The sequence below is a fragment of the Sphaerisporangium sp. NPDC049003 genome (genome assembly GCF_043197795.1).
In the GTDB taxonomy this organism is placed as follows: Bacteria; Actinomycetota; Actinomycetes; order Streptosporangiales; family Streptosporangiaceae; genus Sphaerisporangium.
This window is the reverse complement of sequence record NZ_JBICTU010000005.1, coordinates 103,380-119,902: the sequence shown is the minus strand read 5'-3', so window position 1 is coordinate 119,902 and position 16,523 is coordinate 103,380. Positions and strand designations below refer to the sequence as shown.

The following is a 16,523-nucleotide window of genomic DNA, read 5'->3' as shown; positions in this document are numbered from 1 at the left end:
GGTTACCTCTTCCCGGTGATCAGGTACTCGACGTCCCGCCAGAACTTGTCGAAGGACGGCGAGTTCTGCCGCGCCAGGTGGAGTTCGAAAAGGGCCGCCAGACTGGTCTGGTGTTTCTTCGGGTTGTACGACTGGTGGTCCGTCCGATGGTTGGTCAGCCACTCTTTGCACCCCCTGATCCGCTCCGGATCGTCAGGGGGCCGCAGATCCGCCCGAAGGCTCGTACATCCTCGGAGAGATTTCGCGGCGGCCAGGAACCACGCCTCGAACTCCCGGTTGGCCAGCACCACGGCTATGGGGACATCCGGTCTCGCCGCACATGCCCGGGACAGCAGCTGGGGGCCAAGGTCTGCCGGGCAGTCATCGTCCGCATCGAGCAGCACTAAGACGCCCGTCACGCCCTCGACGTCCGAGATCAGGCGGTCGACCGCGTCCTCGATGCCTCTGGGAGCCACCAGGGAGTTCCGGTTCACGCGGCGAGGTGCGGGCAGGTCGGCCCACCGATGCGGGGCGATCTCCGTCACAAGCCTGCGCAGAAGCACCGGCAACGCCTGCACTTCCCCATGCCCTTCAACGATGGTGGCAATACGGATCGACGTCACTGCTGCGGTCCCTGCCCGCCGTCGACTGAGGCCGCAGGGCGGAGATGTCCCTGCCGATGCATGTCGGCCAGGTGGGAGGGATTCTTGAGCAGATTTCGCTGAGTGTGGTCGCTGAGTTCGCCGATCCTGGTCACGCCGTCCACCATCTCGACGATCCGAAGGAGTGAGGGATGCACCTCTTCTGTGTCCAGCAGATCCGAACTCTGCGTCGTCACGATCACCTGAGTCCTGATCGAGGTCTCTTTGATCGCATCGAATAGGCCCGCGACCCTCGCGGGATGGATGGCGATCTCCGGCTCCTCGATTGCCACCAGCGGGATCGCGCCCGTCAAGGCATCTGGCTGGAAAAGAGCCGCGAGCACACCCGTCCCCCGAACGGTGCCTTCGGAAAGCTGCTCGGACTGGAACACCTCGACGTAGGGGTCTCCAGAATGAACCGCATTGGAGTTGACCGCGTTCCAGAACGGTAGGACCGGGTCACCGGTCCAGAACCGCGCCTGGATCGTCGCGTAGTCGCCCTGGAGCCGCTGATCCACACCCAGTAGCGACGGGATCAGCCAGCGCATGAAACCGTCCAGGGACTCCTTGAACGACGGATGCTGGGCGGCGAGGAGTCCCAGCACCTGCCCCAGGTGTTCACCCCGCTCGCCGAGCTGTGTCCGTCGGAGGCGAGTGTCGTCCAGTCCCCGCAGGACATCGGTCTCCAACTCGTAGAATCGCATCGCGAGCAGCGCCCGCAACAGCTCGTCGTATGGCGCCAGCCGGCCGACGACAGGCAACAGGAGCTCCTTCGGATGGAGCCGCGCCCCAGGAATGCCTCCCTTCACGTCGCGTTTCCGTTTGCTGGACAGATCCGTGGAGAAGGAGGCATCCTCGCCCGGAAGCCGCAGCGAACAGCTCTCCCGGAGAACCAGATGCGTGAATTCATCCGTCGGGTCCCGGCCGATGCACACCTCGTACGTCGCCCGCCCGCCGTCAGGTCGCAGTGCCAGCTCAAGAGCGATCAGGAAGGAGTCCGCGATCTCCTTCCCGCCTGATTCACCCGCCGTTCCGACCCTTCGGAGAACCGACTCCAGCCCACCCCGTTCAGCGATCGCGTGGGCTGGCGAGTAGGCCAGCGCGTCACGGACGAACCGGATCGCGTCAAGGAAGTTCGACTTCCCCGATGCGTTGAACCCGGCCAGCACGGTGAGCGGCCCAAGCCGCACATCACACTCGGCAAGGGAACGGAACCCCTGTACCCGAACCCGGGAGATGAAAGGAGGCGCCTGATCATCAGTGCTGGTCATGAAACATCTATCCCTCGCCCACTGGCCGTGGACACATCGAACTCCCCGGTCACAGCAGCCGTGATCAAGGCTTGACACCTCTCAGTGAGCAATTCCAACTGGCGAGCACGCAAGGTTTGCTCCCCTTCGATTTTGCCCAACTCTGCATCAATTTCCGACGTAATTCGATCTTGTTCGCTGGGCGGCAGAACAGGGACACGAAGGTCTCGGAGGTTGGGCAGCGAGAGTTGGGTCTTTGTACCCCCGTACTGACTGCTAAAAAGTTCATCCTGAACTGGCGGTGACGCCAAATAGTACGCAAGCCAACGCCCCCGAATGCCACCCACCGGTCGCATTAGGCACACATGCTGACTGACATTTGCACCGGATACAATCGAATCTGCATAAGTCACCCAACCAGCATTCGCTCCAGTGAGCCCAATAAGGACATCTCCATACTCAACACGGGAGCGCTTAGCCTCAACCTCTGCGCTCTCTGGAGGCGCGACATAGCTAACCGAATCAAGGTTTGGATCGATACTATCTCGCCTTAAATTGGCGCTACGAAAGAAGAAAGTCCCATGCTCAGAGGCATATTCACCCCAGCCGCGTGGTCCACTCGTGGTGAGTTTCAGGAAGTATCCAAGGCGCACGGAAGGTGTCCCATTTTCACCTGATGCTCGCATCAGTACAGCACTACGGCGCGCCGCGAGCAAGTCATTTTGGGCTTGCATACAGGTTGCAAGTCGATCGATATGGACAAGCTCCGTATCTAGAAAGTCAGCGATGCGTCGCTGCTCGTCAATACCAGGAAGGCGTACAGGTAGAACGCGGAGGCCGTCGTTGTCGATCTCGATCTGACTCGGGCGAACCCCACGCGACAAGCGCATGTATTCCAGGGCATAAACATCCGACCGCAAAAGCCAATTCAAAAACCGAGGATCTTCTTCATGCTTAGGGCGGAAACAAATGTAATGCCCCGACACAATTCCCCGATACGAGGAAATACCGACCGAGCCCTGCCATGCCTTCATCCGGTTGACAACCAGCCACCCTTCATCAACCAACTGATAGATGTCCCTGTTCTCGGCCGTCTTGTTAAAGTTGTCACCGCGACCGTCCTTCTTCACTACCCCGTAGTTGCGATAGACGCTGAGCATCTCCTCATCAGGGTGGCCCACATCCTTGATGCGCTCAAAAAGCGTCCACAAGGGAACAGTCCGCCACGCACTCGGCCATTCAACTGCACTAGCGAAATCTGCCCTCGTAGTCATGATGTCACCTTGCCAAGGAGTGCCTGGATCTCGGCCTCCAGAGCCTTGAGTTCCGCGTCGATTTCTGCGAGCGGGCGGGGCGGTTTGTAGATGTAGAAGTGGCGGGTGAAGGGGATTTCGTAGCCGGTTTTGGTTTTGGTGTGGTCGATCCAGGCGTCGGGGACGTGGGGCAGGACCTCGCGCCGTAGGTACTCCTCGACGTCCTCGTCCAGTGGGACGTTCTCGTAGTCGCGCAGTTCCGGGTCGGGCTCAGGGTCGCCCTTCTTCATCTGCACCTCACCCTCAGGGTCGCGTACGCCTATGGCATCGCGGAGGGCGACCAGGAACGGCTGTGTGGACGGCCAGAGCACGCCGGACGAGGCCATCGCCTCACGTACCGACGCGAAAGCGGTGAGCTTCTTGTCCCAGCGCTGCCCGAGGAGCGGCTTGAGCACCTCCACCAGGAGGTCGGCGTCCACCTGCCGCCCGAGCGCCTTGGAGTCGCGTACGGCCGCGAGGGTCGCGTCGGTGACCTCGAAGCGGAGCTTCAGCGGGCGTTCGACGGTGATCCGGTGGTAGCCGAAGTCCTGGTTCTGGAAGACCTTGACCTTGCCGTGCAGCGGGTGCTCGGAATCGGCTGCTACCTGGAGCGCTTCGCCGTACAGCCGGGTCAGCTCGCCGATGTGGTCCTTGGTGAGGTACTTGCGCTTGTCGCCGAGGGACTTGCGCATCTTGGCCCAGTAGTCACGCGCGTCCAGCAGGACGACCTTGCCCTTGTGGTCCTCGTCCTTCCGGTTGGTGAGGATCCAGAAGTACGTCGAGATGCCGGTGTTGTAGAAGAGCTGGTCGGGCAGTGCGACGACCGCTTCGAGCCAGTCGCTCTCCAGGATCCACTGGCGGATCTTCGACTCGCCCGACTCGGCGGCACCGGTGAAGAGGGGCGAGCCGTTGAAGACGATGGCGATGCGGCTGCCGCCCTTCTCCACGTCCTTCATCTTGGAGATCATGTGCTGGAGGAACAGCAGCGAGCCGTCGTTGATCCTGGGCAGGCCCGCCCCGAAGCGGCCGCTCTCCCCGAGCTGGTCGTGCTCCCTCTCCACCTCGTCCTTGACCTTCTTCCACTCGACCCCGAACGGCGGGTTGGCGAGCATGTAGTCGAAGGTGGCGCTCCGGTGTCCGTCGTCGCTGAAGGAGTTGCCGAACTTGATGTTCTCCGGGTTCTGCCCCTTGATCATCAGGTCGGAACGGCAGATGGCCCAGGACTCCGGGTTGAGCTCCTGTCCGAAGACGTGGACCGTCGCGTCGGGGTTGCGGTCGCGGATGTGCTCCTCGGCGGCGGTGAGCATGCCGCCCGTACCGCAGGCGGGGTCGAGCACTGTGCGCGAGACGCCAGGGACGACCAGCGCGTCATCGTCCGGGGCGAGCAGCAGGTTGACCATCAGCTCGATGACCTCGCGCGGGGTGAAGTGCTCACCGGCCGTCTCGTTGGACTGCTCCGCGAAGCGGCGGATCAGGTCTTCGAAGGCGTAGCCCATGTCGTGGTTGGAGACCACCACCACGGGCGCGCCCCGCTCGTCGGTGACCACGTCGCCGTCGTCGTCCCGCTCCACGGGCCGCAGATCCAGGTCGGCGAACCGTCCCACCACCTTGTACAGCAGGTTCGCGGCGTCCAGCTTCTTGATCTGCTGGGCGAACTCGTACTTCTCCATCACCTCCTGCGCGTTGGGCGAGAACGCGCCGATGTAGGCGAGCAGGTGCTTGGCCACCTGGCCCGAGTCACCCGAGATCGCCTTCAGCGTGTACGTGCTGATGTTGTAGAAGCTGTGGCCTGCGGCCTTGCGAAGGAAACGGTCCATGTCGATGTCCCGGCCGGAGAGCCGCTCGACCTCGGTGAGCACCTTGTCCCGCGTCGGCGCCAGGACGCATTCGAGGCGGCGCAGCACGGTGAACGGCAAGATGACCTTGCCGTAGTCGGCCTGCTTGTAGTCGCCTCGCAGCAGATCGGCGACCGACCATGCGTGGTTCACGAGTTCGGCGACCTTGTCGTGGTTCAACGGTTTCCTTCCGAAGGCTCTGGGGGTTGGTCGCTGGGCGGTGAGCACCTGGTCTCACCCTGTCATTCTTCGGGCGGGAGCACCGCCCCGCTGGTAAGTCCCACATCGTGTTGACGGGCGGTCTCCGCGGCCAGCCGCACGGCGAGGTCGGCCGCCCGTCGCAACGCGACCATCCTGCGGAACGCCTTGCCGTACCGGCGTTGCTCGTCCAGCGGGAGGAGCGGCACCCGCAACCGCCGCGCGTCGACCCGCGTGATCGTGCTGCCGCTGGCGTTGCTGTTCAGGTTGTCCTCGGCCGACAGGAATCCCGCGAGGAACCATGGATCGAGCCGGTCCAGGTCCGGGCGGAACAGATGGAGGTGCGGGCCGAGGAGCGCGCCGGCATCGCCTTGGTCGGCCACCCGGGCCGTGCTGGGGCCGCCGTGCACCATCTCGGGGAGCAGGACGTCTCCGCGCCGGATCTCCACTACTTCGCCGAAATGACTCGCCGGAACAGTGCCGGAGGCCGCTCGACTCGCGGTCACGTCACCGGCCGTCAGAACCGGCGTGTCATCGTGCTCCGAGGACGCGCCATGCCCGGGAGGCTGCCTGTCACGTATGGACCTCGCCCGGTGCAGGTCGATCGCGCCGCCGCGCACGAGGTCGGCCACCGTCGCCGTGCGCCAGGTGGCGGGCTTGGCGCCGGCGGGCTTCCAGTCCTCTCCCTGGCTCAGCAGGGCTAGGGCGTCGATCGCGCGCCGAAGCCGCAGCCGGGTGGAGCGGGCGTTCTCGGCCTGCCAGTCCGGCTCTCCGGCGACGGGCCCGGTCCGGACGTGACGGCTCGGACTCAGGTCGACCGCTTCGTCGACCAGCTCAAGGACGGGCACGGCACGCGCCACACCAGGAGTTCCGGTGAAGCCCTCGGGCTCCTCGACGTACCCGCGCCACTGCTGGAGAACGGTGCCGAAAAGGCCGTCTTGATTCTCGCCGGACAGCTCGTCCGATGCCGTGTCGACGAACAGCACCGACGACGCCTCCCCCTTGTCCCCTGCCGGTCGCTGGAGGATCCAGAGGTGAAGCCCGACATGGAGTGGCGGCGCCGTCCCGGGCGGCAGCGAGGCGACCGCGCGCACCGCTCCCCGTCGTACGAGCTCGGCACGGATCTTCCGTCCCCCCGGCCGTTCGGCCACCGCGGGGGGCAGCAGGATGACCGCCGTCCTGCCCGGATCCAGATGGGCGAGGCAGTGCTGGACCCAGGCCAGCTCGGACTCCCCCTTCGAGGGCACGCCGTACGCCCACCGCGGGTCGTACCCCAGCGCGTCATGGCCCCACTCGCGATCGGCGTACGGCGGGTTGCACAGCACGGCGTCCACGGTCAGCCCGGGAAAGGCGTCGTCCCGCAGGCTGTCGCCCGAACGCACCTGGATCTCGGCTTCAGGGGTGAGGACGCTGAGGCGGATCGCCGCTTGATCGGCCTGCAGTGCGGCGACATCCTGCCCGAACAGGTGCGCCGCGCCGCGCCGGCTCGCGGCGGCCAGCAGTCCTCCCGTTCCGCAGGCGGGGTCGAAGACGCTCGCCGGGTACGGCCGCTCCGCGATGAGCGCCGCCATCAGGTCCGCTACCTGCTCGGGCGTGCTGTACAGGCCGCGTACGCCGGTGTCCGCCGGTTGCCACTCATGGAGCAGTTCGAGCGTTTCCACGGCACCGATCGCGCTCATCGACCGGAGGACCGCCCGTAACCCGGGCGATGTGAAAGCCGTGAACCGATCGTGCCCCGTGCCACGCCGACCGGCGGCCTGTTCTCGCACGGCCTGCCGTACTCGTCGCAGGAAATCCTCGTCGGGAAGATCGTCGAGTTCCCCACGCTCGGCGGCGTCCATCCGCAGCGCGGCACGCACTACGGCGGGGACGCCCTCTGTGACGACGTCACGGGGTAGTTTGCGCAGTTCGGCCCTCAGCTCGTCCAGCGGCGACGCCTCCGGGAGCTGGTTGCGAGCGGCCAGCCAGGACTCCACGGCCTCTCGGTCGTAGGTGGGGCTGGCCTCTGTGCCCCCGCTCGGCTGCGGGAAGTCGGGGTGGCGCCGCCGCCAGTTGCTGACCGTCGCGCGCGTCACCCCCGCCAGACGGGAGATCTCCGCGGCCGTCAGCTGTTCGGAACGGTGTTCTACCACTTCGTCCTGCCAACGCTCGGGGGGCTTGTGGGCAAGCTCCACTGTATACACACCGCCAACAGTTGCATAGTGATTGACAGTGCTTTCACTCCATGCTCTCCTAGAGATGCTTTCAGGGTCGTAACTCTAGCGACGCCTGCCGCCTCATGTGGTGAGAACCGCCCCGCCACCACAGGGCGTCCGTCAGCAGCACCGCGAGCAAGAGCACCTAGACCCTTCCCCACCGGCCGTGCCCCGAGGCACGGCCCTCTTCCCTGTGGAGCCGGCCATGGCTGAAAAGCGCGTTGTCACGCTGTACCACCTGCTCGACGTCGAGCCCACCCTCGACGGGCTGTTCGACGCACTCGACGGAAAGCTCCTCGACGAGCGCACGTTCGCCCCGCTCTTCCCCGACTTTCCCGGGGACGCGGTCGCCTACCTGGTACGCGGGCACTTCATGATCCCCAAGGTCGAATGGTCATCGGACCTGTCCCAGCTCGTCGGCGAGGACACCCCGCTCGACGCGAAGAACCCCGCCGCGCTCCTCCTCGTCGCGCTCGACGGCCAGGTCTTCGCCATCGGGTTCGGCCACGGCTTCCGCCTCGTTCCGGACGAGCTGAAGGACCCCGACTTCGGGCTGCGGTTCGCGATCCGCGCCATCGACCCCGACCGCGTACGCGACATCGTCCGCCGGTCGACGGTGCGCCAGGGCCGTCAGGACGCCACCCTCGTCCCGTCCGGCCTGCCCATCGACAGCGTCGGCGTCCGGCGGCACGCCGAGATCGTCCGCAAGCTCGGGGGAAGGCTTCACCCCGAGGTCCTCGGGCTGGAGGACGGCGACTCCATCACCGTCGATGGTTCCGCCGCCGGGCTTCGCCTGCCCATCCCGCTGGACAACGCCAAGCTCGTCGCCCTTCTGCAGCAGATCATCAAGGTGTGTGAGATGGAAGTGCACCCGAGCTTCGCCTTCATCGAGGCGATCAAGCCGGTGCGGGACGCCGCCGTCATCAGCCGCCTCGACGCCATGCTCGACGAAGGGCTGCGCGGGAAGACCGAGGTTCCCCTCGCCCTGGCCGTACCGGTCGACCTGGCCGCGAAGCTCGACGAGACCGTCTCGTACAACATCAAGATCGGTTCGGCGTGGGTCCGGGGCAGGCGGAGCCTGGAGACAGAGGACATCCTGAACCGCTGCCGCGTCCTCAACGGGACCGCCCCCACGGCGGCGCTGCGCGCGGGCCGCATCGAACTGTCCGACGGCGGCGACGGCGCCGGGACGATCGGAGGCGCCATCGCCATCCGCTGGCTGGAGGCACACATGGCCATCGATGCCCGCCAGTTCTTCCTGATCGACGGCGAATGGCATGAGAGCGGCGCCGACTACCTCAACGGCATTCGCGAACAGGTCGACCAGCTCATCACCACGGTCTCCTCGACGGTCCTGCCGCCGTGGCGGAAGGGCGAGCACGAGAAGGCCTACAACCTGCGGGTCCAGCACGAGCTGGGGCGGGCTTCGTACCTTTGCCTGGACCGCAAGGGGGTCCGGACCGCACTCCACCGCCACCAGGGCGTCGAGGTCTGCGACCTCCTCGGTCCCGAGGACGAGCTCATCTGCGTCAAGCCGGCGAGCGGCTCGGACTCCCTGAGCCATCTGTTCAACCAGGCACTCGTCGCCGTCGAGACTCTCCTCAACCAGGCCGACGCGCGGCAGCGCTTCAGCGAAGTCGTCACCGAGGCCAGCGGTGGTGGCCGGAGCGTTCCCCTGAGCTACCGGCCCAGGAAGGTGGTCTTCGCGATCCACATGAAGACGGGCCGGAAGCTCACTCCCGCGACCCTCTTCCCCTTCTCCCAGGTCGCACTCGTCCACATGGCCGCCACGCTCAAGTCGCTCTACGGGGTGGAGGTGGAGGTCATCGGCATCCCCGCGGAGTAGCGTCCTTTCGGCACACTCACCGAAGGAGACCGGCTGCCTTCGTCGCCCGAGAACGCGTCGAGCGCACGTACTATGCGGATGCGCCCGGTTGGGACCGCCGACATCCTGATCCCCCTCGACCGGCACCAGGTGGTATACGGCACCTTGATCTGAGGACAAACCCCCAATAGCTCCCATGGATCCCGCCGAGCGTCCTAAGCGAGCCGAGCAGAGAGGGACGGATGATATGGAGCTGAGTGACGAACCGAAGACCGCGGCCCGGCGCGAGGCCGCGTCGCCCGTCGCGGTGTTGCTGGTGGAGGACGACGAGGTGATCCGCAGGACGGTGGGCATGACGCTGGAGCGCTACGGGTACCGCGTCTCCACCGCCGGTGACGGCCTGAGCGGCCTGGAGTCCTTCCAGGACGGCGGGCATGATCTGCTGCTGCTGGACGTCATGCTGCCTTTCCTGGACGGGATCGGCCTGTGCCGTAAGGTCAGGGAAACCAGCATGGTGCCGATCCTGATGATGTCGGCGCGGGGCGACGCCCTGGACGTGGTGTCGGGCCTGGAGGCGGGCGCGGACGACTACGTCGTCAAGCCGGTCGACATGCCCGTGCTGGTGGCCAGGATCCGCTCCCTGCTGCGGCGGGCCACCTTCACCCCGCAACCGGAATCCACCGTCGGCGTCGAGGGCGGCGGCACGTCCACGCTCACCTTCGGGGATCTGACCATCGACAGCGGCTCCCTTGAGGTGTGGCGGGCCGGACGGCCCGTCGCGCTGGCGCCCACCGAGCTGCGGCTGCTCCTTGAGTTCACCGCCCACCCCGGGCTCGTGCTGGACCGCCGGACGCTGCTGCGCGACGTGTGGGACTACGGCTGGGACGGCGACAGCCGCGTGGTGGACCTGTGCGTGCAGCGGTTGCGGAAGAAGATCGGCGCCGAGCGCATAGAGACGGTGCGCGGCTTCGGATACAAGCTGCGACGTTCGTGAATCCGGCCTCCCTGCGGTGGAAGATCGCCGTACTGGTCGCCATGGCGTCCTGCTCGGTCGCGGCCGTGGTCGGGGTGCTGGTGCATCGGGCGACCTTCGACCGGTCGCTCCGCATCGGTGAGGACAGGGCGGTGCTGGCCGTGACGCAGGCGGCGGACGAATACCTGCGCACCGGCACGGCGACGAGCGACGCGCTGAGGGATCCGGCCGAGCTTCCTGAGGGGTTGCGGCAACGGCTCACGTCCGCCGAGACGGTCACCTGGTACAGCGAGGAACGGCCTGACCAGCCCTGGATGTGGGCAGCCAGACCGGTGGGAGACCACGTGGTCACCGCCAAGATCGACATGGGGACGGAGCTGAGGAGCCTGCGGGCCCTCGACCGGAACATGGTGAAGGCCGCGCTGGCCGCGCTCGCCGTCGTCGTGCCCGTGTCGGCGCTCGCCGCCGAGCTGCCGAACCGGCGGCTGCGCCGGGTGGCCGCCACGGCACGGCTGATCGCGGACGGGGACCTGAACGCCCGTACCGAGGCGGGCGGCAGTGACGAGATCGCCGGCATCTCGGCGGCCGTCGACTCGATGGCGGCGACCTTGCAGCGGAGGCTGCTCGCCGAACAGCGTTTCACCGCCGACGTCGCCCACGATCTGCGCACCCCCCTGATGGGGCTCCTCACCGCGACCGGGCTGCTGCCCGATGGCGAGGCGACCGACCTGGTTCGCGACCGGGTCGGCGTGCTGCGGTCATTGGTCGAGGACCTGCTGGAGATCTCCCGCCTGGACGCGGGGGCCGAGCAGGCCGAGCGCTCCCCCGTGCCGCTCGGTGACCTCGTCTCCGAGTCGCTGCGCCGCCTCGATCTCACCGCCCGATTGACGGTGGAGGGCGACCCCGTGGCCGACACCGACCCTCGCCGCCTGGACCGGATCATCGCCAACCTCGTCGCCAACGCGCACCGGCATGGCCGGCCTCCGGTGGAGGTCCGCGTGAGCGGCCGTACGATCGTGATCCGCGATCACGGGCCGGGCTTTCCCGATGACCTGCTGGCCGAGGGGCCGCGACGCTTCCGCACCGGCAGAGCCGAACGCGGCCAGGGCCACGGTCTGGGCCTGGCCATCGCTCTCGGCCAGGCCCAGGTGATAGGCGCCGAGCTCGTCTTCGCCAACGCCCCGGACGGCGGCGCGATCGTCACGATCCTCCTCCCAGGCTGACATACGCGCCCGGCCTCACGGGCTGACATACGGGCCGGACCTCCCGGGCTGGCATACGCGCCCGGCCTCCGGCGCTGATACACACCCGAAACGCACCTGAGCGTCGTCTGATGGGCCGCTTCCGCAGGGTCGACACCTCCGCGGCCGAAAGTGGCCGGTAAACGCCCGATCGAGGCGTGAACCGAGCCCTCGTGGAGGTCCCACCATGTGTTCCGCCCGTCACAACGCCGGCCGCTCCGTGCTGTGGGCCTGCGTCCTCGCCCTGACGGTCGCCGGCGTGTCCGGCTGCGTCGGCGCGGCCCGCAGTGACGTCCAGGCCGCGCCTCCCCGGCCTGTCATCGACCTGTCACTGCCGTGGCCGAGCGAAGGGCAGGCCGGTATCGAGGTGGTCGGCGTGGGCGGCCTCGGCACGAGCGGCCAGATGAGGCCGGTGCCGATCGCCAGTGTGACCAAGGTGATGACGGCCCATGTGATCCTCAAGGATCACCCGCTCAAGGACGGCGAGGCGGGTCCGCTCATCGAGGTCGACAGGACCGCCGCCACCGAGTCGCTTTCCGGGCAGGAGTCCACCGCGCCCGTACGGGAAGGGCAGAGGCTGTCGCTGCGCCGGTCACTGGAGCTGATGTTGATCCCGTCCGGCAACAACGTCGCCCGGTTGCTGGCCCGCTGGGACGCCGGATCGCAGGAGGCCTTCGTCGCGAAGATGAACGCCGCCGCCGGCGGCCTCGGCATGGCCGACACCGTCTACACCGGCGCCAGCGGCAACGAGGACTCCACGGTCAGCACGGCGGTCGACCAGTTGAAGCTGGCCCGGCAGGTGATGAAGGACGAGGTGTTCCGTCAGGTCGTCGCCATGACCGAGACGACCGTGCCGGGCGACCCTCGCGTGCTCCGCAACACCAACACCCTGCTGGACAGGCCCGGTGTGATCGGCATCAAGACCGGGTCGGGCACCGCGGCGGGCGGCAACCTGATGTGGGCCGTCAAGGCCGAGGTGAACGGCAGGACTCGCCTGGTGCTCGGCGTCATTCTGGCCCAGAGGCCGGGCGCCGGCCCGACGGCGGGCAAGTACGCCGCGCTGGACGCCGGCGACAGGCTGATCACCGCCGTGCGGGAGGAACTGGCTTCCCGGTGAGGTCTGGCCGGTCGGCCCGCCGGCGGCCCAGGCCACTCCTCCAAGACCGTCTTGTCCGCTGCCTGGTAAGAGATCCCGCCTGCGCGCCCGGCCTCGGCCGATCATTCCAAGGCGAAGGCGACGCCGGTCCGTCTGGACTCGTGATGCACACCTGATACACGGCCGAGCGCCAGGGGGTACGCGGCTCCGACGGTGTGGATACCCGGGTCGCACAGGATGGCGGTCATGTTCCCCACTCGAACGCCCGGTGCGCTGGCCGCACTGTCTATGACCATGATCCTGGCGGCTACCGGATGCGGCTCGACCGCGGCGGCCACGCCGTCCGAGGCCGCCAAGCCCGGTGCCCCGACCGCCAAGCCCGGTGCGCGGACCGCCAATGACCCCCTCTTCGCCTACCTGGGTAACGGCGGCTATGACGTCGGCTCGTACGACGTGCGCTACGACTACAGAACCGGCACCACGAAGATGGACGGCTCGGTGAAGATCACGGCCACCGCGACACAGGCCCTGTCCGCTTTCAGCTTGGACGCGGGGCTGGAAAGGATCACGAAGGTCTCCGTGGCAGGGCATCCGGCCGGCTTCCGCGTCGCCGGTGAGAAGCTGCTGATCACACCGGAGCAGATCCTGCCCAAGGGACGGCCGTTCCAGGTGGACGTCTCCTTCCGTGTGGACCGCGGCACCAACCCGCAGTCGCCCGCCTTTCCCAAGGACGAGGAGCCGCACCGCACGGCCTGGGTCGAAAAGAAGGACGGCTTCGCGGTCATGGGCCAGCCGGACCGAGCCCACCTGTACTTCCCCAGCAACGACCACCCCAGCGACAAGGCGAAACTCACCTTCCGCATCACCACCCCCAAGGGTCTCCAGGCGGTCGCGAACGGCACGCTCCGCTCGGTTGAGGAGAAGGCGGGCCGCGTCACCTACACGTTCTCCACTCGCGACCCCGTCCCGACCCACGTCGTACAGGCGGCCGTCGGCCGGTTCACGCTGATCAAGGACAAGGGGCCCGGAGGTCTGCCGCTGCGTAGTTACGTCGCCACCGGCCAGGCCGCGAAGACACGCAAGCTCGTCAGCGGCATACCCGACCAGATGGCCTGGCTGGAGAAGCGGCTCGGCCCATTTCCTTTCGAGACCTACGGCGTGCTCGGAGTGCCCGGAGACTACAACGGTGTGGCGCTGGAGGCCGCGACCATCTCCACCTACGCCGTCGAGAACCTCACCGGCACCGACCTGAAGGGCCACGTGACCAAGGAGGACACGCGGAACGACGCGATCACCATGATGCACGAGCTGGCCCATCAGTACTTCGGTGACGCCGTCTCGGTCCGCGACTGGAACCAGATGTGGATCAGCGAGGGCCACGCCGAGTTCTACCAGCTTCTGTATGCCGTGGAGATGGGCTACCGCACCCTCGACGACCCCGATCGCGGTCTGCGTGCCCGCTACGTGTTCGACGGTGACAAGCGTGCCGAGTCGGGCCCCCCGGGGAAGATGAAGCACGCGCGGGACGTGCTGGTCGGCACGAACCAGGCGGGCCTGCTGATGCTGTTCGGCTTGCGGGAGCTCGTCGGCGAGGACACCTTCGGAAAGATCGAGAAGGCCTTCTTCACCGGGTTCCGCGGCCGCTCGGCCGGCACCCAGGACTACATCGACGTCGCGAACCGGGTGAGCGGCGAGGATCTGACCGGCTACATCAACGGCTGGATCTATGACGCCGAGACCCCGCCGATGCCGGGCCACCCGGACTGGAAGCCCAAGCGGTGAGGTGCGCGTACGGCCGGCCGTACGGTACCGCGTGGCGGCCCGGCCTTTGAATGTGCGGCGACCCGGCCCGGAGGCGACGGCGGCCCGTCACCTCCGGCCCCCGGTCCGATCAGATCTCGTCGAGGATCTTGGTGAGGGCCTGCTTGGTGTCGGAGACCGGGACGGCGTCGATGCACAGGCGTTCCATGACGGCCTGGTAGCGGTCGAGGTCGTCGCGCTTGTCGAGGTAGATCGCGCTGGTGAGCTGCTCCAGGTAGACCACGTCGGGCAGGTCGCGCTCGGAGAACCGCAGGATGCTGAACGGCCCGCCGGCGGCGGCGTGGCCGCCCGCGCTGAACGGCATGACCTGCACGGTGACGTTGGGGGACGCCACGACGTCGATGAGGTGCCTGATCTGGCCGCGCATGACCTCGGCTCCGCCGAGCGGGCGCCGCAGGACCGCCTCGTCGATCACGGCCCACAGGTGGGGCGCGTTGGGCCTGCCGAGCAGCTTCTGCCGGGCCATCCGCAGGTCGACCCGCCGCTGGATCTCCTCCTCGGGCCCGTCCGGGTGGCCGAGCAGGACGACGGCGCGGGCGTACTCCTCGGTCTGGAGCAGGCCGGGGATGAACTGGACCTCGTAGCTCCGGATGCGGGTGGCGGCCTCTTCCAGCCCGACGTACGCCTCGAACCAGTTCGGCAGGACGTCGTCGTAGTTGTGCCACCAGCCGGGGCGGTTGGCCTGCGCGACCAGGGACAGCAGACCCTCGCGATCGCTCTCCTCGGTGACCCCGTAGAGCGACAGCAGGTCGGCGACGTCCCGCGCGCGGAAGCTGACCCGTCCGAGCTCCATGCGGCTGATCTTGGAGTGTGAGGCGCGGATGGAGTGGCCGGCCGCTTCGAGGGTGATGCCGCGCTTCTCACGGAGGCGGCGGAGCTGGGATCCGAGCAGGATGCGCAGGACCGTCGAGCTGCCTCGCTCCCGAGCCATCATGTTGAGCGGGGTCTCATCCCCTTCGGCTCGGGCAGTGATCATGTCCATTCCTTAGAACAGCGGTGTTGTCTCACTTCTCGTGGTCACAGAGAAGTTCACGATACCCCTGGCACTCTAATCCGGATATACCCCAACATCACCCTTAGGCTACGATTTTGGACCCTCCGTAGCTGCCGATTCAGTTAAAAGGCCAGGTCATCGAAGTCGCCGTTCTTGGCTCCCTGGATGAACGCGGCCATTTCCGCCTGGCTGTAAATGAGTGCGGGGCCCCCCGGATACCGCGAGTTGCGGACGGCGACCCCGCCGTCCGGGAGTGGGGCCACCTCGACGCAGTTGCCGCTCGGGTTGCTGTAGGCGCTCTTGCGCCACCGCACGCCCGAAATCGCGGACGCGGCCATGCCGTTGGAGATCTCGTCCATCTCGCCTCTTCACATCTCCCCGAAACCCCGACGAACCCTGACATTCGTCACCTCAGGCCCCTCACCGGAACGAGGGCACCCAGATGGGTGCTTCCATCCTCAAGCGTCAGCATACCTCTGTGCGTTTGCACGTGCATCGGTACTTGCACCTGCACACCAAATGGGAGCAATATGTCCAAGTAGTTACAACTCCATGCTGAGATCGACCTAACCTCACAGGGCTCCCTATGACTGGGTACAGGACACAACGGACTAAACCCACACAGGTGGGAAACGACAGCTGGGAAGAGTGGCTCGCGGCGCTCGACCACGTCCTTTCCTCCGCGGGTCCGTGGGCGGTCGGCGGCGGCGAGAATCCCGGGCGCTTACAGCTCGCGTTATGCGAGCTGAGGCACGACCCGTACGCGGCGCGCACCGCACGCCGGTTCACGACGAACACGCTGCGGTCCTGGGAACTGGAAGAACTCCTGGACGACGCCGAGCTGGTCATCGGCGAGCTGGTGATCAACGCGCTGAGGCACGGGCTGAGCAGCCGCGCCGCCGTGTACTCCGGACGCCCCGTGAGGATCATCCTCGCCCTCACCGAGCAGTCCCTGATCTGCGTGGTCACCGATCCCAGTGACGAGTTCCCGACGCCGCGCGACCCCGACTTCGTCTCCGAGTGCGGGCGCGGGCTGCAGGTCGTCGCGGGCATCAGCCAGCACTGGGGATGGGCCCCGCTGAGCTCCCCCGGCAAGGCCGTGTGGGCCGGCTTCACCCTCCCGGGCGGCGAGACCCACCCTGTGCGGCACCTGGAGGTGTGCTACTAGCCGCCGAACCCGAGA

Annotated in this window: 13 protein-coding genes; 6 read left to right on the top strand and 7 right to left on the bottom strand. The window is 67.0% G+C overall.

Translation table 11 applies throughout. From position 1 onward, the window contains the following. Positions 1-2 precede the first annotated feature (2 nt). The 5 genes from ACGFIV_RS07110 to ACGFIV_RS07090 form a co-directional block, all read right to left on the bottom strand. Complete coding sequence (locus tag ACGFIV_RS07110) at positions 3-602, bottom strand: DUF4276 family protein (RefSeq protein ID WP_358553587.1); 600 nt, start codon at positions 600-602, stop codon at positions 3-5. Continuing rightward, positions 599-1,891, bottom strand: a complete 1,293-nt coding sequence (locus ACGFIV_RS07105) for an AAA family ATPase (RefSeq protein WP_392832767.1) — start codon at positions 1,889-1,891, stop codon at positions 599-601. Before ACGFIV_RS07105 ends, ACGFIV_RS07110 begins: the two co-directional genes overlap by 4 nt. Next, positions 1,888-3,144 (bottom strand): restriction endonuclease subunit S, encoded by a 1,257-nt coding sequence (locus ACGFIV_RS07100; protein ID WP_392832764.1) that lies wholly within the window; start codon positions 3,142-3,144, stop codon positions 1,888-1,890. Before ACGFIV_RS07100 ends, ACGFIV_RS07105 begins: the two co-directional genes overlap by 4 nt. Further along, positions 3,141-5,177, bottom strand: coding sequence for an N-6 DNA methylase (locus tag ACGFIV_RS07095; RefSeq protein WP_392832762.1), 2,037 nt, complete (start codon positions 5,175-5,177; stop codon positions 3,141-3,143). Before ACGFIV_RS07095 ends, ACGFIV_RS07100 begins: the two co-directional genes overlap by 4 nt. 62 nt (positions 5,178-5,239) lie before the next feature. Further along, positions 5,240-7,369, bottom strand: coding sequence for an N-6 DNA methylase (locus tag ACGFIV_RS07090; protein ID WP_358553595.1), 2,130 nt, complete (start codon positions 7,367-7,369; stop codon positions 5,240-5,242). 226 nt (positions 7,370-7,595) lie between these two features. On the opposite strand from ACGFIV_RS07090, the gene ACGFIV_RS07085 reads away from it, so the two are divergent. From ACGFIV_RS07085 to ACGFIV_RS07065, 5 genes are all read left to right on the top strand, one after another. Then, positions 7,596-9,236 carry a DUF6119 family protein gene (locus tag ACGFIV_RS07085; protein ID WP_358553597.1) on the top strand — a complete coding sequence of 547 codons (1,641 nt, stop codon included), beginning with the start codon at positions 7,596-7,598 and terminating at the stop codon, positions 9,234-9,236. A 226-nt stretch (positions 9,237-9,462) separates the two neighbouring features. Then, entirely contained in the window at positions 9,463-10,209 is a 747-nt protein-coding gene (gene cseB, locus ACGFIV_RS07080; protein ID WP_358553599.1) for a two-component system response regulator CseB, read from the top strand. Then, complete coding sequence (locus tag ACGFIV_RS07075; protein ID WP_392832756.1) at positions 10,206-11,411, top strand: sensor histidine kinase; 1,206 nt, start codon at positions 10,206-10,208, stop codon at positions 11,409-11,411. The genes cseB and ACGFIV_RS07075 overlap by 4 nt, the downstream gene beginning before the upstream one ends. 205 nt (positions 11,412-11,616) lie before the next feature. Further along, entirely contained in the window at positions 11,617-12,546 is a 930-nt protein-coding gene (locus ACGFIV_RS07070; RefSeq protein WP_358556190.1) for a serine hydrolase, read from the top strand. Between the two features lie 273 nt (positions 12,547-12,819). Then, a complete protein-coding gene (locus ACGFIV_RS07065; RefSeq protein ID WP_358556188.1) occupies positions 12,820-14,307 on the top strand; it encodes a M1 family metallopeptidase in 1,488 nt (495 codons plus the stop codon). A gap of 109 nt (positions 14,308-14,416) precedes the next feature. Here ACGFIV_RS07065 and ACGFIV_RS07060 read toward each other — a convergent pair whose 3' ends face one another. Both ACGFIV_RS07060 and ACGFIV_RS07055 read right to left on the bottom strand, forming a co-directional pair. Next, positions 14,417-15,322: a helix-turn-helix transcriptional regulator gene (locus ACGFIV_RS07060; RefSeq protein WP_358556186.1), complete on the bottom strand. Its 906-nt coding sequence runs from the start codon at positions 15,320-15,322 to the stop codon at positions 14,417-14,419. A gap of 140 nt (positions 15,323-15,462) precedes the next feature. Continuing rightward, positions 15,463-15,699, bottom strand: coding sequence for a DUF397 domain-containing protein (locus tag ACGFIV_RS07055; RefSeq protein WP_358556184.1), 237 nt, complete (start codon positions 15,697-15,699; stop codon positions 15,463-15,465). 266 nt (positions 15,700-15,965) lie between these two features. Here ACGFIV_RS07055 and ACGFIV_RS07050 point away from each other — a divergent pair, with 266 nt between their 5' ends. Then, on the top strand, positions 15,966-16,508 hold the full coding sequence (locus ACGFIV_RS07050; protein WP_358556182.1) for an ATP-binding protein: 543 nt from the start codon (positions 15,966-15,968) through the stop codon (positions 16,506-16,508). Positions 16,509-16,523: the final 15 nt, after the last annotated feature.